Source organism: Ruegeria sp. L11, assembly GCF_056531755.1.
In genome coordinates this window covers 223,160-241,585 of record NZ_JBQFMI010000002.1, presented here as the reverse complement: position 1 = coordinate 241,585, position 18,426 = coordinate 223,160, and the positions used below count along the sequence as shown (strand labels likewise).

Annotated in this window: 16 protein-coding genes and 1 tRNA gene; 12 read left to right on the top strand and 5 right to left on the bottom strand. The window is 57.1% G+C overall.

Translation table 11 applies throughout. The annotated features are described in order from the left end of the window. Positions 1 to 11: 11 nt before the first annotated feature. From ACR0CE_RS06090 to ACR0CE_RS06050, 9 genes are all read left to right on the top strand, one after another. On the top strand, positions 12 to 1,115 hold the full coding sequence (locus tag ACR0CE_RS06090) for a TFIIB-type zinc finger domain-containing protein (protein WP_480831463.1): 1,104 nt from the start codon (positions 12 to 14) through the stop codon (positions 1,113 to 1,115). Between the two features lie 65 nt (positions 1,116 to 1,180). Then, positions 1,181 to 1,849: a nitroreductase gene (locus ACR0CE_RS06085; RefSeq protein WP_480831461.1), complete on the top strand. Its 669-nt coding sequence runs from the start codon at positions 1,181 to 1,183 to the stop codon at positions 1,847 to 1,849. Positions 1,850 to 1,891: 42 nt separating this feature from the next. Then, complete coding sequence (gene dtd, locus ACR0CE_RS06080) at positions 1,892 to 2,329, top strand: D-aminoacyl-tRNA deacylase (RefSeq protein WP_480831460.1); 438 nt, start codon at positions 1,892 to 1,894, stop codon at positions 2,327 to 2,329. Next, entirely contained in the window at positions 2,329 to 3,432 is a 1,104-nt protein-coding gene (locus ACR0CE_RS06075; RefSeq protein ID WP_480831458.1) for a glycerate kinase type-2 family protein, read from the top strand. The genes dtd and ACR0CE_RS06075 overlap by 1 nt, the downstream gene beginning before the upstream one ends. A 234-nt stretch (positions 3,433 to 3,666) precedes the next feature. Further along, entirely contained in the window at positions 3,667 to 5,250 is a 1,584-nt protein-coding gene (locus ACR0CE_RS06070) for an ABC transporter substrate-binding protein (RefSeq protein WP_267364865.1), read from the top strand. Between the two features lie 15 nt (positions 5,251 to 5,265). Beyond that, positions 5,266 to 6,222 (top strand): ABC transporter permease, encoded by a 957-nt coding sequence (locus ACR0CE_RS06065; protein ID WP_209504642.1) that lies wholly within the window; start codon positions 5,266 to 5,268, stop codon positions 6,220 to 6,222. Next, positions 6,222 to 7,037, top strand: a complete 816-nt coding sequence (locus ACR0CE_RS06060) for an ABC transporter permease (protein WP_480831456.1) — start codon at positions 6,222 to 6,224, stop codon at positions 7,035 to 7,037. The genes ACR0CE_RS06065 and ACR0CE_RS06060 overlap by 1 nt, the downstream gene beginning before the upstream one ends. After that, positions 7,034 to 8,671 (top strand): ABC transporter ATP-binding protein, encoded by a 1,638-nt coding sequence (locus tag ACR0CE_RS06055; RefSeq protein WP_480506186.1) that lies wholly within the window; start codon positions 7,034 to 7,036, stop codon positions 8,669 to 8,671. Before ACR0CE_RS06060 ends, ACR0CE_RS06055 begins: the two co-directional genes overlap by 4 nt. Positions 8,672 to 8,827: 156 nt before the next feature. Further along, positions 8,828 to 9,664, top strand: coding sequence for an alkaline phosphatase family protein (locus ACR0CE_RS06050; RefSeq protein ID WP_267364868.1), 837 nt, complete (start codon positions 8,828 to 8,830; stop codon positions 9,662 to 9,664). A gap of 10 nt (positions 9,665 to 9,674) precedes the next feature. On the opposite strand, the gene ACR0CE_RS06045 is transcribed toward ACR0CE_RS06050, so the two are convergent. The 5 genes from ACR0CE_RS06045 to ACR0CE_RS06025 form a co-directional block, all read right to left on the bottom strand. After that, on the bottom strand, positions 9,675 to 10,598 hold the full coding sequence (locus tag ACR0CE_RS06045; RefSeq protein WP_480831454.1) for an alpha/beta hydrolase: 924 nt from the start codon (positions 10,596 to 10,598) through the stop codon (positions 9,675 to 9,677). A 12-nt stretch (positions 10,599 to 10,610) separates the two neighbouring features. Then, positions 10,611 to 12,500, bottom strand: a complete 1,890-nt coding sequence (locus ACR0CE_RS06040) for an acyl-CoA synthetase (RefSeq protein ID WP_480773136.1) — start codon at positions 12,498 to 12,500, stop codon at positions 10,611 to 10,613. Between the two features lie 159 nt (positions 12,501 to 12,659). Beyond that, the gene (locus ACR0CE_RS06035; protein WP_480831452.1) at positions 12,660 to 14,480 is read right to left on the bottom strand and encodes an ABC transporter transmembrane domain-containing protein; all 1,821 of its coding nucleotides are present in this window, start codon (positions 14,478 to 14,480) and stop codon (positions 12,660 to 12,662) included. Between the two features lie 127 nt (positions 14,481 to 14,607). Beyond that, positions 14,608 to 14,681: transfer RNA gene (locus ACR0CE_RS06030), tRNA-Gly, on the bottom strand. A 103-nt stretch (positions 14,682 to 14,784) separates the two neighbouring features. Beyond that, positions 14,785 to 15,657, bottom strand: a complete 873-nt coding sequence (locus ACR0CE_RS06025; RefSeq protein ID WP_480482048.1) for a MurR/RpiR family transcriptional regulator — start codon at positions 15,655 to 15,657, stop codon at positions 14,785 to 14,787. Positions 15,658 to 15,760: 103 nt separating this feature from the next. On the opposite strand from ACR0CE_RS06025, the gene ACR0CE_RS06020 reads away from it, so the two are divergent. The 3 genes from ACR0CE_RS06020 to ACR0CE_RS06010 are packed head-to-tail and all read left to right on the top strand — an operon-like array spanning position 15,761 to position 18,409. Then, positions 15,761 to 16,546 carry an N-formylglutamate amidohydrolase gene (locus tag ACR0CE_RS06020; RefSeq protein WP_480831450.1) on the top strand — a complete coding sequence of 262 codons (786 nt, stop codon included), beginning with the start codon at positions 15,761 to 15,763 and terminating at the stop codon, positions 16,544 to 16,546. Positions 16,547 to 16,562: 16 nt separating this feature from the next. Next, a complete protein-coding gene (locus ACR0CE_RS06015; RefSeq protein ID WP_480831448.1) occupies positions 16,563 to 17,084 on the top strand; it encodes a TRAP transporter small permease subunit in 522 nt (173 codons plus the stop codon). After that, positions 17,084 to 18,409, top strand: coding sequence for a TRAP transporter large permease (locus ACR0CE_RS06010; protein WP_267367377.1), 1,326 nt, complete (start codon positions 17,084 to 17,086; stop codon positions 18,407 to 18,409). Before ACR0CE_RS06015 ends, ACR0CE_RS06010 begins: the two co-directional genes overlap by 1 nt. The last annotated feature ends 17 nt before the right edge of the window (positions 18,410 to 18,426 follow it).

Sequence of the window (18,426 nt, the reverse complement as noted above, 5' to 3'; positions counted from 1 at the left end):
TTGGGTAACGTATGACACACGCCCCTGACCTTGCAGAGCACCGCTTTCCCTGCCAGCAATGCGGTGCGGATTATCGGTTCAGCCCTAGCAATGGTACGCTGACATGTGATCATTGTGGTCATTCGGAACCAATCGGATCGGGCCCCTGGCAAGGTGCCAGCCTGCGCGAACTGGATTTTGACGCGGCCATTGCGGACCGTCTGCCTGACAGCGAGCTGGAACAGACGCGCGTTCTGTCCTGCCCGAACTGCGCGGCGCAGGTTGAATTCGACCCCAACACGCACGCTGCGGAATGCCCGTTCTGTGCCACGCCGGTGGTAACCGACACCGGCGTGAACCGGCATATCAAGCCAAAGGGTGTTCTGCCTTTTGCTTTCGACGAGCGCGAGGCGCACAAGGCGATGAGTGATTGGCTGGGTCGGTTATGGTTCGCGCCCAACGGGTTGAAGGACTATGCCCGCAAGGGCCGCAAGATGCAGGGCATTTATGTGCCGTACTGGACCTTTGATGCCGACACCAAATCCGCCTACCGTGGTGAGCGCGGCGTGATATACTATGAAACCCACACCGTTATGCGCGACGGTAAACGGGTTCAGAAACAAGTACCAAAGGTGCGCTGGTCGCCCAAATCGGGTCGTGTTGCGCGATTTTTTGATGACGTCCTGGTGCTGGCCTCGCGGTCGCTGCCCAAGGCTTACACCGACGCGCTGCAGCCTTGGGATCTGCCTGCGCTGGAGCCTTACCAGCCAGAATACCTCGCCGGGTTTCGCGCCGAAGCGTATACGGTCGAATTGAAAGATGGCTACAGCGAGGCCCGCGCGCATATGGCGCGCGTGATCGAACGGGATGTTCGCTTCGATATTGGGGGTGACAAGCAGCGTATCCACGCGGTGGACACCGAGGTGCGCGATGTCACCTTCAAACATATTCTGCTGCCGATCTGGATGGCGGCTTACAAATATCGCGGGCAGACCTATCGATTTGTGGTGAACGGTCGAACCGGGCGGGTTCAGGGGGAACGTCCCTGGTCAGCCATCAAGATCACGATTGCCGTTGTTCTGGGCCTGCTTGTTGCCGGGGTTGTCGGGTATCTGGCAGCCAACGGGCAGCAATAGCAACTGCTTGTACATCTCGCGCGGCATGATCATCCTGAGGGTCGGAACATAACAACGAGGCGCTAGTGTCATTCGCAGAACTGAATAACCTTCTGGAGAAACGCCAATCCTGCCGGGCCTTCCTGCCCGACCCTGTACCAAAGGAGCAGATCGAACAAATCGTGGCCAGCGCGGCCCGGGTCCCAAGCTGGTGTAACGCGCAGCCGTGGCAATTGGTGATCACAAGCGGCGCAGAGACCGACAGGTTCCGCGCGGCGATGCAAAACGAAGCTGAAACAGGCGCACCGGCCCCCGATCTTCCGTTTCCCGCGTCATATTCAGGCGTCTATCAAGACCGCCGCCGCGCGTGCGGTTGGGCGCTCTATGAAGCAGTCGGTGTGGAACGCGGGGACCGGGCAGGATCGGCCCAACAAATGATGCGCAATTTCGCTCTGTTCGATGCACCGCATTGCGCCATCGTCTCAAGCCCGGCGGAACTTGGGCCATATGGCGCAATGGATTGCGGAGGGTTTGTTACGGCTTTTTCGTTGGCAGCGCAGGCGTTGGGAGTGGCAACCATTCCTCAGGCCGCATTAGCCGCGTATGGCCCTTTCCTGCACAGATATTTTCGGATCCCGGAAGACCGCCTGATCCTGTGCGCGATTTCCTTTGGGTATTCGGACAGAAAGCACCCCGCAAATAACTTTCGCACAGATCGTGCCGCGCTGGGTGACTTTGTCGACTGGCGCGGCTAAACCATCGCTCAGGCAAGATAATCGCCAAGAGGGGGGAACCACGTGCGCGCGTTGCTGCAAAGAGTTTCGCAAGCCAAAGTATCGGTCGATGGCAACGTCATTGGCGCATCCGGTCCGGGGCTTTTGATTCTTGTCTGCGCCATGCAGGGGGACGATGAGGCTCAGGCTGAAAAACTGGCCCGGAAAACCGCCAGACTCAGGATCTTCAAGGACGACGCGGGCAAGATGAACCGCTCGCTTCTGGATGTAAAAGGGTCAGCCTTGGTGATCAGCCAGTTTACATTGGCGGCAGATACAACAAGCGGTAACAGGCCGGGGTTTTCAACTGCAGCACCGCCCGAACTGGGCGAGCATCTGTATAACACCTTCGCAGACCACCTTGCTGCGCAAGGTGTAGCGGTGGAAACTGGACAATTCGGGGCCGACATGGCCGTTGAACTTGTCAACGACGGACCGGTCACAATCTGGGTGGAGACTTGATGGATACTGAAAAGCAAGCCGTTCAACTTTGGCGCGCCGGAGTTGAGGCCGTTGACGGATACACCGCCACCGAGGCCGCCCTGCACGACATCCCGAAACCGGATCGTATTCTGGCCGTTGGCAAGCCTGCCGCCGCCATGGCACGGGCGGCGTTGGAGCAGTTCGGCGCGGTGCCCACGCTTGTCGTGACCAAGGACGATCACGGTCGGGACTTGCCTAACACTGTCGAGGTGATCGAAGCCTCGCACCCGGTTCCGGACAACCGCAGCCTTGCAGGCGGGCGCGCTCTGCGTGCTGCGCTGGAGCAGATGGAACCCGGATCACATGTGCTGCTTCTGGTGTCGGGTGGCGCGTCTTCGTTGGCCGAGGACCTTTTGCCCGGAAAATCGCTGAGCGATCTTGAAGCGTTGAACCGCAAGTTACTGTCAGAGGGAATGGACATCGGCGCTATGAACGCTGAGCGGCGCAAACTGTCCCGCATCAAAGGCGGGGGGTTGCTGTCGCACTTTGCGGGCGCGCGCGCGACCGTTCTGGCCATCTCGGACGTACCGGGCGACGACCTCAATGTCATTGGATCGGGTGTCGGCGCTTTGCCTTCCAGCCACACATTTGAGGCCGTCACGCGGATCGTGGCCTCGAACGCCCATGCCCGCAGTGCGGTTGTACAAGCCGCCGAAGCGGCTGGGCTAAAGGTTTGGGCCGATGAAGAGGCGCTGCATGACGACTATCTGAAGGTTGCCGCACATCTCGGCCAACTGCTGCGCGGAATGGAAAAAGGCGTGATGGTCTTCGGTGGGGAACCGACTGTGGTCTTGCCGGATCACCCTGGGCGCGGTGGACGAAACCAAGCACTGGCACTTGCGCTGGCGCAGGAGATTGCCGGGCAGTCAAACCTGACAGTTGTTGTCGGCGGAACGGACGGCACAGACGGACCGACCAATGCGGCAGGGGGAATCATTACCGGTGCAACATGGAACGACAGCGGGATGACTGCGCTTATAAATGCTGACAGCGGGTCGTTTCTGGACAAAGCACAAGCCTTGCTGACAACCGGGCCAACTGGCACCAATGTCATGGACTTGGTTGTCGCAATACGTGGATGAACTGACGCATATCACACCACCCCAGACCGTAAAGGCCCGGAAACTGGCCTGAAACAGAACTGTATCATAATATTCTTGTGGAAAGGGCATCGCGCCAAACAAAGTTACTTGCGCTTCGGCCTTCGGCATCAAGGAGAAATATCCTTGCCCGGTCCGCCGAAATAAGTCAACGTTGACTCATGCGTCAACAAAAACCCGAAAAGGGTTAAAACCACTCGATAGGGAGAATACTCGATGAACGAACAAATCACGCATATGGCCGGTCAGGTCACAGCCGGAAAAATGACCCGCCGCGAATTCATGGGGAAAGCCGCGGCGCTGGGTGTTTCGGCTGCGATGGCCAGCACAATGTTCGCAGACGCCGCTCGGGCTGCTGGCCCGAAAAAGGGTGGTGACCTGAAGCTGGGTTTGTTTGGCGGTGAATCCACAAACTCACTGGACCCGGCAACCTATGCCAGCTCGGTCCCATATATGAACGGCCGTCACTTTGGCGACACGCTGGTTGAGGTCGCGCCCGATGGCTCGATCGAGCCACGTCTGGCGGAAAGCGTCGAAGGCAGCGCAGATGCCAAGGTTTGGACTTTCAAGTTGCGTCAGGGTGTCGAATTCCACAACGGCAAGACCTTGACCAGCGAAGACGTGCTGAAAACCATGCAGCGTCACTCGAACGAGGACTCCAAGTCTGGTGCTCTGGGCGTCATGAAGGGCATCGAGTCCATGAAGGCAGATGGCGACACTTTCCAAGTGACGCTGGTCGAGGCGAACGCAGACCTGCCCTATCTGATGTCGGATTACCACCTGGTCATTCAGCCTGATGGTGGCATCGACAATCCCGCAGCGGGTATCAGTACTGGCCCCTATCAGCTTGAGGTCGATGAACCTGGGATCCGCCACGTGTTCACCAAGTTTGCGAACTATTGGAACGATGACGCGCATTTCGACAGTGTCGAAAACGTGGTGATCAACGACGCAACCGCCCGGACAGCCGCGCTGCAAGGTGGTCAGGTCCATCTTGCGAACCGGATCGAGCCCAAAGTTGCCGACCTGCTGGGTCGTGCACCCAATATCACCGTGAACTCAACTCCGGGTCGTGGCCATTATGTGTTCATCATGCATTGCGACACCGCGCCATTCGACAGCAACGAACTGCGTTTGGCTTTGAAATATGCCATCAACCGGCAAGAACTGGTGGACAAGGTTCTGCGCGGCTATGGATCGGTCGGGAATGACATGCCGGTAAACGCGGCCTACCCGTTGTTCGACGCCTCCATCGCCCAGCGCGAGTTCAGCGTTGAAAAAGCGGCCGAGCACTACAAAAACTCGGGCCACGACGGATCGCCGATCATCCTTCGAGTTGCAGACGGGGCCTTCCCTGGCGCAGTAGACGCTGCGGCACTGTTCCAACAGACGGCCGCTCAGGCTGGCATCCCACTGGAAATCAAGCGCGAGCCCAATGATGGCTACTGGTCCGAGGTCTGGAACGTGCAGCCCTTCTGTGCCTCGTATTGGGGTGGCCGTCCGGTGCAGGACCAGATGTATGCGACTGCGTACCTGTCGACCGCAGACTGGAACGACACACGCTTCAAGGTTCAGGCCTTTGATGACATGCTTTTCGCGGCCCGTGCCGAGTTGGACACGGAGAAACGAAAAGGTATTTACAGTCAGATGGGCCAAATGGTCCGCGATGAAGGTGGCCTGATCTGCCCGATGTTCAACAACTTCGTCGATGCATCCAGCAATGTTCTGGCAGGCTGGGAAGAAGATCCCAACGGCGAGATGATGAACGGCCAAGTGTCGCGCAAGTTGTGGTTCGCGTAAAGCAGGCCACGGATCATGCATCCTATCATCAAACTGGTTTCCCAGCGCTTAGCGCTGGGACTCCTATTGCTGTTTGGCGCTTCGGCCCTGATTTTTGGCCTGACCGAAGCCCTTCCCGGAGACGCAGCGCAAGCCGTCCTGGGGCAGTCCGCAACCCCCGAGGCCCTTGCAAACCTGCGCGAAGAAATGGGCCTGAACCGGCCTGCCCTGACGCGCTATTTCGAATGGCTGGGCGGTATCGTTCAGGGTGATCTGGGTCAGTCCCTGACCAACAAGCTGGACATTGCGGAAAGCATTGGCAAACGGTTGGGCAACACGTTGTTTCTGGCATGCGCCGCAGCCGTGGTTTCGGTTCCGCTGGCCATCTTCCTGGGCCTGCTGGCAGTCCGCTACCGCAACCGCTGGCCGGACAAGCTGATCTCTGCCATCACGCTTACGACAGTGTCGATACCAGAGTTTCTGATCGGCTACGTGGTGATCTACTATGTCTCGGTAAAGCTGGGCTGGTTTTCCTCGCTTGCGATGATCAATGACTCGATGTCATTCGGGCAAAAACTCAATGCGATCGCGTTGCCCGCTTTCGTGCTGACGCTGGTGGTCTTGGCGCAGATGATGCGCATGACCCGCGCGGCGATCCTCAACCTAATGCAGTCGGCCTATATCGAAACGGCGGAACTGAAGGGGTTGTCAAACTTTCAGGTCATTGCGCGACACGCCTTTCCGAACGCGATCTCGCCCATTGTAAACGTGGTGATGCTGAACCTGGCCTATCTGGTCGTGGGCGTTGTCGTGGTCGAAGTGGTGTTCGTTTATCCCGGCATGGGGCAATACCTGGTGGACTCGGTAACCAAACGTGACGTGCCGGTCGTGCTGGCGTGTGGTGTGGTCTTTGCCGCCGTCTATATCGGGCTGAACATGGTGGCCGATATCGTATCGATCCTGGCCAACCCAAGACTGAGGCATCCGAAATGATGAAAAATATTCCAATTTCGGCAATGATCGGTCTGTTGTTCACAGGTCTCTATTTCTTTGTCGCCTTGGCTGCACCGCTTATTGCGCCCTACGGTATGGCCGAAGTGGTTGGCGATGTGTGGGAGCCATCAAGCGCAGAACATCTGTTGGGCACAGACAATATTGGACGGGATCTGCTCACACGCATGATCTACGGAGGGCGCACGACGATCTTCATTGCGGCCGCGGCTACGATCCTCAGCTTTGTAACCGGCACGTCGCTGGGTTTGCTGGCTGCGGTTCTGGGCGGTTGGGCTGATCAGGTTCTCAGCCGGGCGGTTGACCTGGTCATGTCGATCCCGACGCTGATCCTGGCACTTGTCATTCTTGCCATCGTCCCAGTGACGGTCCCGATCCTGATCCTGGTGATGGGCCTTCTGGACGCGACACGCCCGTATCGTCTGTCGCGATCGGTTGCTGTCGACATCAACGTGATGGATTATGTCGAGGCCGCCAAATTGCGCGGCGAAGGCCGTGCCTGGATCATCTTCCGTGAAATCCTGCCGAACGCCCTGTCACCGCTGGTGGCCGAGTTCGGGCTGCGGTTCATCTTTATGGTCCTCTTCATCTCGACCCTTTCGTTTCTGGGGCTGGGCGTTCAGCCACCGCTGGCCGACTGGGGCGGCATCGTGAAGGAAAACAAGGACGGCATCGTGTATGGCATCGGCGCAGCTTTGTACCCGGCTGTGGCCATCGCGACGCTCGCGATCTCGGTCAACCTTGTTGCTGACTGGGTCCTGAACAGAACCACATCGCTGAAAGGAGGCCGGGGATGAGTGATACCCTTCTCAAGGTCCGTGACCTCAAGATCGGTGCAACCGTTTACCCACCGGGTGAAAAACCCCATGACATCGAAATCGTGCACGGGGTCAGTTTTGACCTCGAACGCGGCAAGGTGCTGGGGCTGATCGGAGAATCCGGTGCCGGTAAGTCCACCATCGGCCTCGCTTCCATGGCCTATGGCCGGGGTGGTGTTGAAATCACCGGCGGCGAGGTTTGGGTAAATGGGCGCGATATCCTGAAATCGTCACATGGCGATATCCGCAATCTGCGCGGGGGTGAGGTTGCGTATGTGTCGCAATCCGCTGCCGCGTCGTTCAACCCGGCCAAGAAGATCATGGATCAGGTTGTCGAAGCTGCGGTTGAGCACAAGAAGTTTTCGCGAAGAGAGGCCGAAGGCCGCGCGCGGGAACTTTTCGCCAAACTAGGCCTACCCGACCCGGATAATATCGGTGACCGCTACCCGCACCAGGTTTCAGGCGGACAGTTGCAGCGATGCATGACTGCGCTGGCGCTGTGCCCCGAACCCGATCTGGTTGTGTTCGATGAACCTACCACGGCGCTGGACGTGACCACGCAGATCGACGTGCTGATGGCGATCAAAGAAGCCATTCGCGATACCGGTGTTGCTGCTCTTTACATCACGCACGACCTTGCGGTCGTGGCGCAGGTCAGCGACGAAATCATGGTTCTGCGGATGGGAAATACGGTTGAATACGGGTCAACCGATCAGATCATCAACAACCCGCAGGAAGAGTACACGCAAGCTCTGGTCTCGGTCCGTTCGATCGAGCACGAGGAAAAACAGCCCACAGCGGAACCGCTGCTGAGCGTTGACGGTATCACCGCGCGCTACAAGGGATTGAATTTCGACGTGCTGCACAACGTCAATGTCGAGCTTCATCCGGGGCAGACGCTGGCAGTTGTGGGCGAATCCGGTTCTGGTAAGTCGACACTCGCCCGGGTGATCACCGGCCTGTTGCCGCCGCGCGATGGCGAGATTACGTTTGCCGGACGCAAGCTTTCGCCTGATCTTGCCGGACGATCCCGCGAGGACCTGCGCGAGTTGCAGATGATCTATCAGATGGCTGACGTGGCAATGAACCCGCGCCAGACCGTCGGCACGATCATCGGGCGCCCGCTGGAGTTCTACTTCAACATGCGCGGTGCCGAAAAACGCAAACGGGTTGTCGAGTTGCTGGACGAGATCGAGTTGGGCGAGAAGTTCATCGACCGTTACCCAGCCGAGTTGTCCGGTGGCCAGAAGCAACGCGTGTGTATCGCGCGGTCTTTGGCGGCCAAGCCCAAGATGATCATTTGTGACGAGGTGACATCGGCACTCGACCCGCTTGTGGCGGACGGTATCCTCAAGCTGCTGCTGGATTTGCAGAAGATCGAGGATGTGGCCTACCTGTTTATCACCCACGATCTGGCGACGGTTCGGGCGATCAGCGACAGCATTGCGGTGATGTATCAGGGACGCGTGGCGCGCTATGGCCCAAAGAGCCAGGTGCTCAGCCCGCCATTCGACGACTATACAGACCTGCTGCTGAGCTCGGTGCCCGAGATGCATCTGGGTTGGCTGGAAGAGGTCGTTGCCCATCGCAAAATGGAAAGCGCGGGGAACTGATCTCTGCGCCTGTAACATCACTTTGAAGAAATGGATTCCCGGCGTTTTGCATCTTGGCTGACGTCGGGAATTTATTATTTGGGACGCGATTTGACAGGCGCGTGGTTTCAACTCGCGTATCGTCCCCATGAAATACTCAGATCAAAAGGCCGAACCATGGACCGTAAACTACTATTGATCATCCTTGACGGAGTACCATACCGGAATTTCCGCCGCCTGTTCGGCAACCTCGAAGGCTGGGTCGACAGCGGCGAAGCTCGGGTGTGGAAGCACCGCGCGGTGCTGCCTTCAACTTCGGCCAGTTGCTATGCATCGATCCATACGGGCGTAACCCCGCAAGAACACGGCTGCACCGGAAACGGCAACGTTTTTCGCCTGAGCCACAAGGATATCTTTAGCCAGGTACGTGAGGCCGGCGGCGTGACTGGGGCAGTAACGCACAGTTTTTGGTCGCAGTTCTTCAACCGTCACCCGTTCGACTATGTGCGGGACGTCGAATATGACGAGCCAGAGAGCCAGACCATCAATCACGGTCGCTTTCACAGCATGACCGGTTACGGCAAAGACAATCAGATGACCCCGTCCGACGTCGATCTATTTGCGACCCTGACCAATCTGTGTCTGCGCTTTGGGTTGGACTATGGAATCCTGCACACCTGCACACTGGACAGCATGGGTCACCGTTTCTATCACGACTGCGAGGAAATGGATCATGCCTGTTTTGTTGCAGACGAGATGCTGGCCCCGTTCATCCCACGCTGGCGCCAACTAGGGTATGAGGTGATCGTCACCGCCGATCACGGTCAGGACGAGCGCGGACACCACGGTGGGCGCAGCCCACTGCAACAGGAAACCGCGCTTTATTACTTCGGCGATGCCGACGGGCCTGACGCTGAAACCGTGATAGACCAGGTCCAATTGGCCCCGACCATTCTGAACCGTTTGGGTGCGCCCCTCGCAGAGACGATGAAGGCTAAGCCTTTCCTGAAGTAACTGGCTGGCGTCAGTCGTAGGGCCAGATTTCTTGCCCAAGCGCTTCGATTGCGATCGAAATCCGTTCGAAACTGTCTGCAGCGCGCATTACCGAGGTTCGCGCGCGCAGGTACCCATGGACAAGGCCAGGTTCGTTGATCCAATGGGCCAGACCACCAGCTGCGCTGATCCGCTCGCAATAGTCCTTCCCGTCATCACGGAGCGGATCACAATCAGCGGTAATCACAACAGTAGGCGGCAGTTCCGAGAAATCATTGTCCTGTAAGGGCGCGTAAGTCGAATCGCCCTGAGGCGGGGTACCTGCGTATCGGACGGTTTCGTAGAATTTAATATCGTCCAGTGTCAGTAAAGGAGCATGGGCGTGCTCAAGATATGAACCGCGCGATTGGTCTCCGCCAAAACCGGGGTAGATCAGCACCTGCCCCAGTATATTGTCCAGCCGCCCGCGCGCATGGTGGGCGATAGCTGCTGCCAGATTTCCTCCCGCACTATCCCCGGCCAGGACAAGCGGGTCGCCATACTCAGCCACCGCCCATTTCACAGCCGTCCAGCAATCCCGGAACTGCGCCGGATGCACATGTTCAGGGCACAGCCTGTAGTCAACTGAAACGACGCGGTATCCCGTTTGGGCACAGAACTCGGCACAGACATCATCATGGCTGTCCAGCCCGCCAACAACAAACCCGCCGCCGTGGAAATAGACGATCGTTCGGGTCGGTTGCCCGGATGTATAATGGCGGACCGGCACCCCATCGGCGAACAGGTCCTGAGTTTCGACACCGGCAGGGCGCGGTTGGCGAAATTTCTTGCACATCGCGTCATAGACGCGACGCTGGTCCTCGATGGACAAATCGACCGCATCATCGGGATAGCTTTCAGCCGTGCGGCGTATGAACGCCCAGGTTTCTTCGTCGATCAGGCGTTCATAGTCCATTGTTCCTCCAACTTATTCGGACCACTCCCAGGGTCGGGTATATGCGCCCAGGACTTTCGCGACATCGTCTTCCGAAGATCCGTTCGCGTCAAGCTGCGCGACAAGGCCACGCTTCTTATCGTCGATCACCAGAACAACCCGCGAAGCGAGGCCCGCAGCTTCAAGAGCGCCATTGTATATGCGGGTGATGGCCTGTTTGCGCAGGTCCGGCTTGAACACCTTGCCGACGGCTGTTTTCGGCAACTCATCAAGAATGGTAATGTGCTTGGGTTGCGCGGCACGCTCATGCACGTGAACCTTGCAATATTCCAGCAGCTCATTTTCAGTGACCGACGCCCCATCGACCAATTCGACATAGGCGCAGGGCACTTCGCCCGAATGCGCGTCCGGCTGGCCGATCGCCCCCGCGAAGGCAACCGCATTGTGACCCAGCAGCGCCTCTTCGATTTCGGCAGGATCGATATTGTGACCACCGCGAATGATCAGGTCCTTGGCGCGACCAGTGATCCAAAGGTAGCCGTCTTCGTCAAACCGTCCCAGATCGCCCGTACGCAGGTATTTGTCAAAGTGATAAAGACCAATGTTCTTGTCGGCCTCAGTATACGTGTTGCCTGCGTACACACCGGGGTTCGAGATGCAGATCTCACCAATCTGATCAGTGCCGCACTCTGTCGGCCCATCCGGCCCATCCAGCAGGATTTTGACATCCGTATAGGGGAACGGAATACCGATCGAACCGATCTTTTTCTCGCCATCCACGGGGTTGCACGAGACCAGACAGGTGGCCTCGGTCAGGCCGTAGCCTTCGACGATGGTGACGCCCGTCGCCTCTTCGAAGCGGCGGAACAACTCCACCGGCAGCGGCGCCGAACCCGAAAAGGCGGTTTTCACACTTGAGATATCTGCGTCCACCGGGCGTTGCATCTTGGCTGATATCGCGGTTGGAACAGTGATGATAAAGCTCACCTTCCAGCGCTCGATCAGCTTCCAGAAATTGTCGAATACACCGTCACCGCGATAACCTGCAGGTGTCGGGAATATCACATGCGCACCCGACGACACGGCGGCCATAACGATCACATGCACTGCAAAGACGTGGAACATCGGCAGCGGGCACATGATGACGTCATTCTCGTCAAACAACAGTGTTTTGCCCAGCCAGCCGTTGTAGATCAGGCCCGAGTATTTATGCTGCGCCACCTTGGGCATCCCGGTGGTCCCACCAGTGTGGAAGAAACAAGCAACGCGATCGTCCTTGCTGTCCTCGAATGTCAGCGTCGTTGGTTGCTTAGCGAGTTCCTTGTTGAAACTCTTGTAGTCCGCATGTGCCAGTTTTTCCTTTTCGCCCATCTTGGGGCGCAGGAAGGGAACCAGCCACGATTTGGGCGGCGTCAGGTACCGATTCAGGTCAATTTCCAGAATGGTGTTGACCTTGGGCGCGTGGCGCACCGCCTCTTCCACCTTCTGGGCAACATCCGTTTTCGGGAAAGACTTCAATGTAACAACCACTTTGGCGCCTGTCTCACGCAGGATCGCCGCAATCTGCTCGGGCTCCAGCAGCGGATTGATCGGGTTCACAATCCCCGCAACTGCACCGCCCATCATGGTAATCAGTGTTTCGTTACAGTTTGGCAGCACATAGGCCACCACGTCTTTTTCACCCACACCCAGCGAACGAAACAGGTTTGCCGCCTGATTGACCTTGCCCAGGAGTTCAGACCAGGTCAGGGTTTCGGCTTTGTCATTGGGGCCAGAAAAAAGCTGAAAACTGATGGCATTGTGGTTCGGGAACTTCCCCGCCGTGCGCGACAGGAGCTGATGGAAGGTGACAGGCAGATCCCGATCCTCCCACGACATTTCCTGTTCCATGCGCGTCTTGTCTTCCAATCCCACAAAGGCCATGTGGTTCCTCCCGTTTTTCTCCCGTGTTTTTGCACGAGCTTGTTGTTCGCAACCAAGATGGAAGCAAAACAACCCTCGCGCAAGCGAGGCCTTAGCCTTCAAAGGGGGTAAAATGTAGAATGACGCTACGGCGAATTCACAAATGCCCGCGCGTCACTCCTATTCTGCCGCAACGCCATCTGTGAACTGCAGTCGTGCAAGGCGCGCATATAGCCCATCTTGGGACACCAGATCATCATGGCTGCCCTGCGCCACGATACGGCCTTCTTCCAGCACGACAATACGGTCGGCTTTCTTTACAGTCGCCAATCTGTGCGCGACGATCAGGGTCGTGCGACCGGCACGCATCTGATCCACGGCGCCCTGCACCGCACGTTCACTCTCCGCATCAAGAGCCGAGGTCGCCTCGTCCAGCAGCAGCACGGGTGCGTCGCGTAAAATGGCGCGGGCGATTGCGATACGCTGTTTTTGCCCACCCGACAGCATGACACCGCGTTCGCCGACAAAACTGTCATACCCATCGGGCAAGGCGGCAATGAAATCATGTGCGATGGCGGCACGGGCTGCGGCTTCTACTTCGGCATCCGTTGCGTCCAGACGACCGAAGCGAATGTTTTCGCGGGCTGAGGCGGCAAAGATCACCGGATCCTGAGGCACCAAAGACATAAACTTCCGGAAATCTGTGCGATCCAATTCCCGCAGATCATGGCCATCCAGCATCACTCGGCCCGAATTTGGGTCATAGAACCGTTGAATCAATTGAATGATCGTCGTCTTGCCCGCCCCTGACGGTCCGACAAAGGCAACGGTCTCGCCCGGGTTTACCTGAAGCGACAAGTGATCCAGCGCGATTGTATCGGGGCGCGCTGGATAGCGAAAACTTACATCTTCGAACCGGATTTCGCCCCGGACGTCCTTTGGCAAAGGAGCCGAGTTAACGGGGTCAGAAACCGTATCTTCGGCATTCAGCAACTCGACAAGTCGCTCGGTGGCTCCGGCGGCGCGCTGAAGCTCGCTCCAAATCTCGGACAGGGCCGCAACTGAACCCGCCATGATGATCGAGTAGATCACGAATTGAATCAGAACGCCCTCGGTCATCACACCGTTGCGCACGTCATTTGCACCCATCCACAGAACGCCAACGATGCCTGAAAATACCAGAAATATCACAATCACCGTCAGCACCGCGCGCGTCTGAATCCGACGCAGCGAAACGGTATAGGACATCTCGGTCATCTCATCAAATTGCTGGCGGCTGGCCTGTTCGTGGGTAAAGGCCTGCACCGTCTGTACCGCCCCCAATGCCTCGCCCGCGTTTCCGGAAGACGCCGCAATCCAATCCTGGTTTTCGCGGCTGATCACGCGCAAACGCCGCCCCAGAATCAATATCGGCACCACCACCACGGGGATAAGCAGCAAGACAAGGCCGGTCAGCTTGGCCGAGGTCAACAGCATCAGAACCAGCCCGCCGATAAACATCAGCATATTGCGCAGCGCGATGGAAACGGATGAGCCAAGAACCGATTGGATGAGTGTCGTGTCGGTGGTGATCCTGCTCAACACTTCACCGGTCATGATGCGTTCGTAGAATTCGGGGCTCATGCCGATCACACGATCAAATACAGCCTTGCGGATGTCAGCAACCACACGTTCCCCCAACCGTGTGACCAACGCATATCTGATACCGGTTCCCGCAGCCAGAACAGCGGCAATGCCCAACGCTGCCAAAAAGTACCAGTCCAGCAATTCACCGTCCTGAATGCGGAAATTGTCGACAACGCGTCGCACGGCCAATGGCAGGGTCAGCGTCATGCTGGCTGTCAGGATCAGCGCCAGTGTCGCCCCGATCATCAATAGCCTGTAGGGTTTCATGAAAGGCCAGAGCGACCGCAGCACCCCGATCTTCCTTGAGCGGGCCCGCTCTTCGCTAGCGCCAGGAGCCGCTGATTGTGCTGGTTTATTGGCGGTCTGTCTTGCCATGTCCGGCCCTTGTGTATTGAACGCTACAAAGTGAACGCTTTCTTGGCCCCAGCCGCCGTTCCGGTCAAGCATTCCTGCCAGAAACAGCCAACCATAAGGGCCATTTGACGCAGAAATCAGTGGGGATTGGAGCGGGTAGACGGAATCGAACCGACATAGCCTGCTTGGAAGGCAGGGGCTTTACCATTAAGCTATACCCGCAAATGGTTTGCGCTGGTTAAGTCATGCGCCGGGGCGCGTCAAGCGGGAAGTGTGAAAATTCGCGCGACCAAAACCGTGATATTTCCCGGTGGATGTACGGCCTTCAATCGTGACTGCGGAATATCCGCGTCGAGGAGAAAAACCGCTCAAGTTCCTCGATGCGTTCCTTGCTTTCTTCCCACCGTGCCTCTTGCACTTCAGCGATCAGGGTCTCCGATATCAGCTGTAGCGCTATTGTTGAATCCCAGCTGGATGGCGCCTCGACCAGTGCGTGAAAGGTGTAGTTGGCGGTCTTGCCTATCGGTGATCCCCATTGGTCGGTGAACAGGATAACCGTCACACCGCGGCTTGATGCGACCTGCGCCAATTTCTCGAGATAGGCCTCGTATCGGCGGATATCAAAAATCACCAGAACCGAGGTTTCATCCATATCAAGCAGGTACTGCGGCCAAACGTTTGCCGAATTGCCCAGCATCGTCACATTGGGTCGAATAATCTGCATGTGATTGAACAGATAGTCCGCATTTGAACGCGTGATACGCCCGCCCACGACGTAAAGATGGCGATCCGTATTTGCCAGAAGCTGGGCAACGGTGTCGAACATCTCTTTGTCCAGACGTTCCAGCGTGTGGCGCATATTTGTCCAAACAGCCTGCGCAAACCGCGTTGTGGGATGCTCCGCCGCGTCATCCACAACCCAGGCATCCCGTTTCGAGATCGGCTTTTTGATCTGTGCCGCCACCTCTTCTCGCAGGGCGTCCTGCAGGGCGGGAAAACCGTCGAAACCCAGCTTGCGTGCCATACGTATGACCGTCGGGGTCGAGACCTGCGCGGCAGCGGCCAGCTTGGTGATCGATTGCAAGCCGGTCATTGGATAATCCTGCAAAAGTACCGAGGCCAGCTGCCGTTCTGACCGTGTCAGATCGTCAAGCTCTTCCTGGATCCGCTGTTTGACAAGTTTCGCAACGGTGGCCATCGGCACCTTCGTTTCTCAAATTTTCTACAGGATATGTTCGTTTGTAATTTTGTCTACAGTAATTTTCTTGACAGGTCTGAGGTTGCTGTAACAAATGCTACCTATGCACCACGATTCCGAGACATCAATGCTACTACCAACCGAAGCTCCGGCAGCCCGCGTGCAGAATGCCAGCGGTCGGGCACAGTGCGTTTTGGTATGCGAACATGCTAGCCGACTCATCCCGGCGTCACTGAACGGATTGGGCCTGACTGAAGACGCTGCATTGTCTCATGCAGCATGGGATATTGGTGCATTGGCGCTTTCAGTCGAACTGACGAAGGCCTTGGACGCGCCGCTGGTTCATTCCTGCATCAGCCGACTTGTTTACGACTGCAACCGCTCACCTGAACGTGCAGATGCAATGCCGCAGGTAAGCGAAGTATTTTCCATTCCCGGCAACAAAAACCTGACGGACGCTCAACGTGCCCAAAGGATCCGCGAGGTTTATGAGCCGTTCAAACAACTGTTGTCGTCCACTTTGGACGCACGGGACCGGCCGCCTGTCATAGTCACGATGCACAGCTTCACGCCCGTCTACAACGGAAAGACCCGATCAGTCGAACTGGGCATTCTTCATGACGAAGACGACAGGGCGGCCCAACTTATGTTGCGCTGCGCCAAGGACTCGGGTCTGAAAGCCGCGTTGAACGAACCTTACTCTGCCACGGATGGCGTCACGCATACGTTGCAGGAACATGCGATCAGTCGGGGGCTTCCGAATGTCATGGTCGAAGTTCGAAACGATCTTATTGACACACCAACGGGAGTAGACCGTATTGCCGGGATTCTGACGCCGATCCTGCAAACGGTAATTGATGCGTATTCGCACACAGAGGCGAAACAATGAGAGCTGAGGTATCGAGATGAAGTTCTTGCGGGGCTACGTGGCGGTCATTGATCGAACGAACCGCTGGATCGGGCGCGTCGTCATGTACGGCATATTCGTCATGATGGGTATTCTGTTCTGGTCTTCGGTCTCGAAAACCTTTTTCGTGCCGTCGCTCTGGACGCTCGAGATGGCTCAGTTCGCCATGGTGGCCTACTACATGCTTGGTGGCCCTTATTCGATCCAGATGGGGTCAAACGTGCGAATGGACCTGCTTTATGGCGAATGGTCGCATCGCCGCAAGGCCTGGACGGATGCCTTCACAGTCGTATTCCTGATCATCTATCTGGTCATCTTGCTGTGGGGGGGATGGGACAGCCTGATGTATTCCTTCCAATATGGTGGAGAGCGCAGCGCGACGATCTGGCGGCCCTACCTGTGGCCGGTCAAGCTGATCATGGTTATCGGCATCTTCCTGATGTTGCTGCAGGCCGTTTCCGAGTTGTTTAAGGATATCTTGCGCCTGTGCGGCGACGATATCCCGCGTGAGGTAATCTGATGTCATACGAGATGATTGCCTTGCTGATGTTCGCATCAATGATGCTTATGATGCTGACCGGCCAGCGCGTCTTTGGTGCAATCGGCTGTGTCGCCGTGGTTTCGGCCTTGTTCCTATGGGGGGATCGGGGCGGCTACGACTTGGGTTTTGCCGCTGCGATCAAAGTCATGAAGTGGTACCCGCTGCTGACACTGCCCATGTTCATCTTCATGGGATACATCCTTTCCGAAAGTCGGATCGCAGATGACCTTTACAAGATGTTCCATGTCTGGATGGGCGGCTTGTCCGGTGGTCTGGCTGTCGGAACCATCGGGCTGATGGTTCTGATCTCGGCAATGAACGGGCTGTCCGTTGCAGGTATGGCAATCGGCGCTACGATCGCCTTGCCGGAATTGCTGCGCCGGAACTATGACAAGCGCATGGTGACCGGCGTCATTCAGGCCGGATCATCCCTTGGGATTCTGGTGCCACCATCCGTTGTTCTGGTTCTTTATGCCATGATCGCGCGGCAACCCGTTGGCCAGCTATGGCTTGCCGGAGTGATACCCGGGCTGATGATGGCGGCCATGTTCATCATCTACATTGTCATCCGCTGCCGCATCAACCCGTCGCTCGGCCCGGTCCTGCCCGCGGAAGACCGCGACATTCCGTTGCGAGAAAAGCTGCTGCTGTTGCAAGCCGGATTGTTACCCTTGGGCATTTTCATGGTGATGATGGTCCCTTTTGTTAACGGCTGGACTTCGTTGGTGGAATCCTCCGCCATCGGCGCCACTACGGCCATGCTGGCTGCCTTTCTGAAAGGGCGGCTGACACGCACGGTTTTCGAGAATTCAATTCGGCACACCCTGGGCATCTCGTGTATGTTCATGTGGATCATTCTGGCGGCTCTGGCTTTTGGCGCTGTCTTCGACGGGTTGGGTGCGGTCAAGGCAATCGAAAGCCTGTTCACCGAAAAACTGGGTCTTTCCCCGTGGATGATCCTGGTTCTCATGCAGCTCAGCTTTATCCTGATGGGTACGTTTCTGGACGATACTGCCATGCTGGTTATCGTCGCACCGCTTTACGTTCCGCTGGTGGGTGCGCTTGGTTTTGATCTTATCTGGTACGGCGTGCTTTATACGATCACCACGCAGATCGCATACATGACGCCGCCATTCGGCTATAACCTGTTCCTGATGCGCGCGATGGCCCCCCCGGAGATTTCGCTGCGCGATATCTACAGTTCGATCGTTCCTTTTGTTCTGGTGATGGTCTGCGCCTTGGCCATAATCATCATCTTTCCTGAAATCGCGCTTTGGCTGCCGAATTATGTCTATGGAAATTAAGTCACAAGACCCCGGCA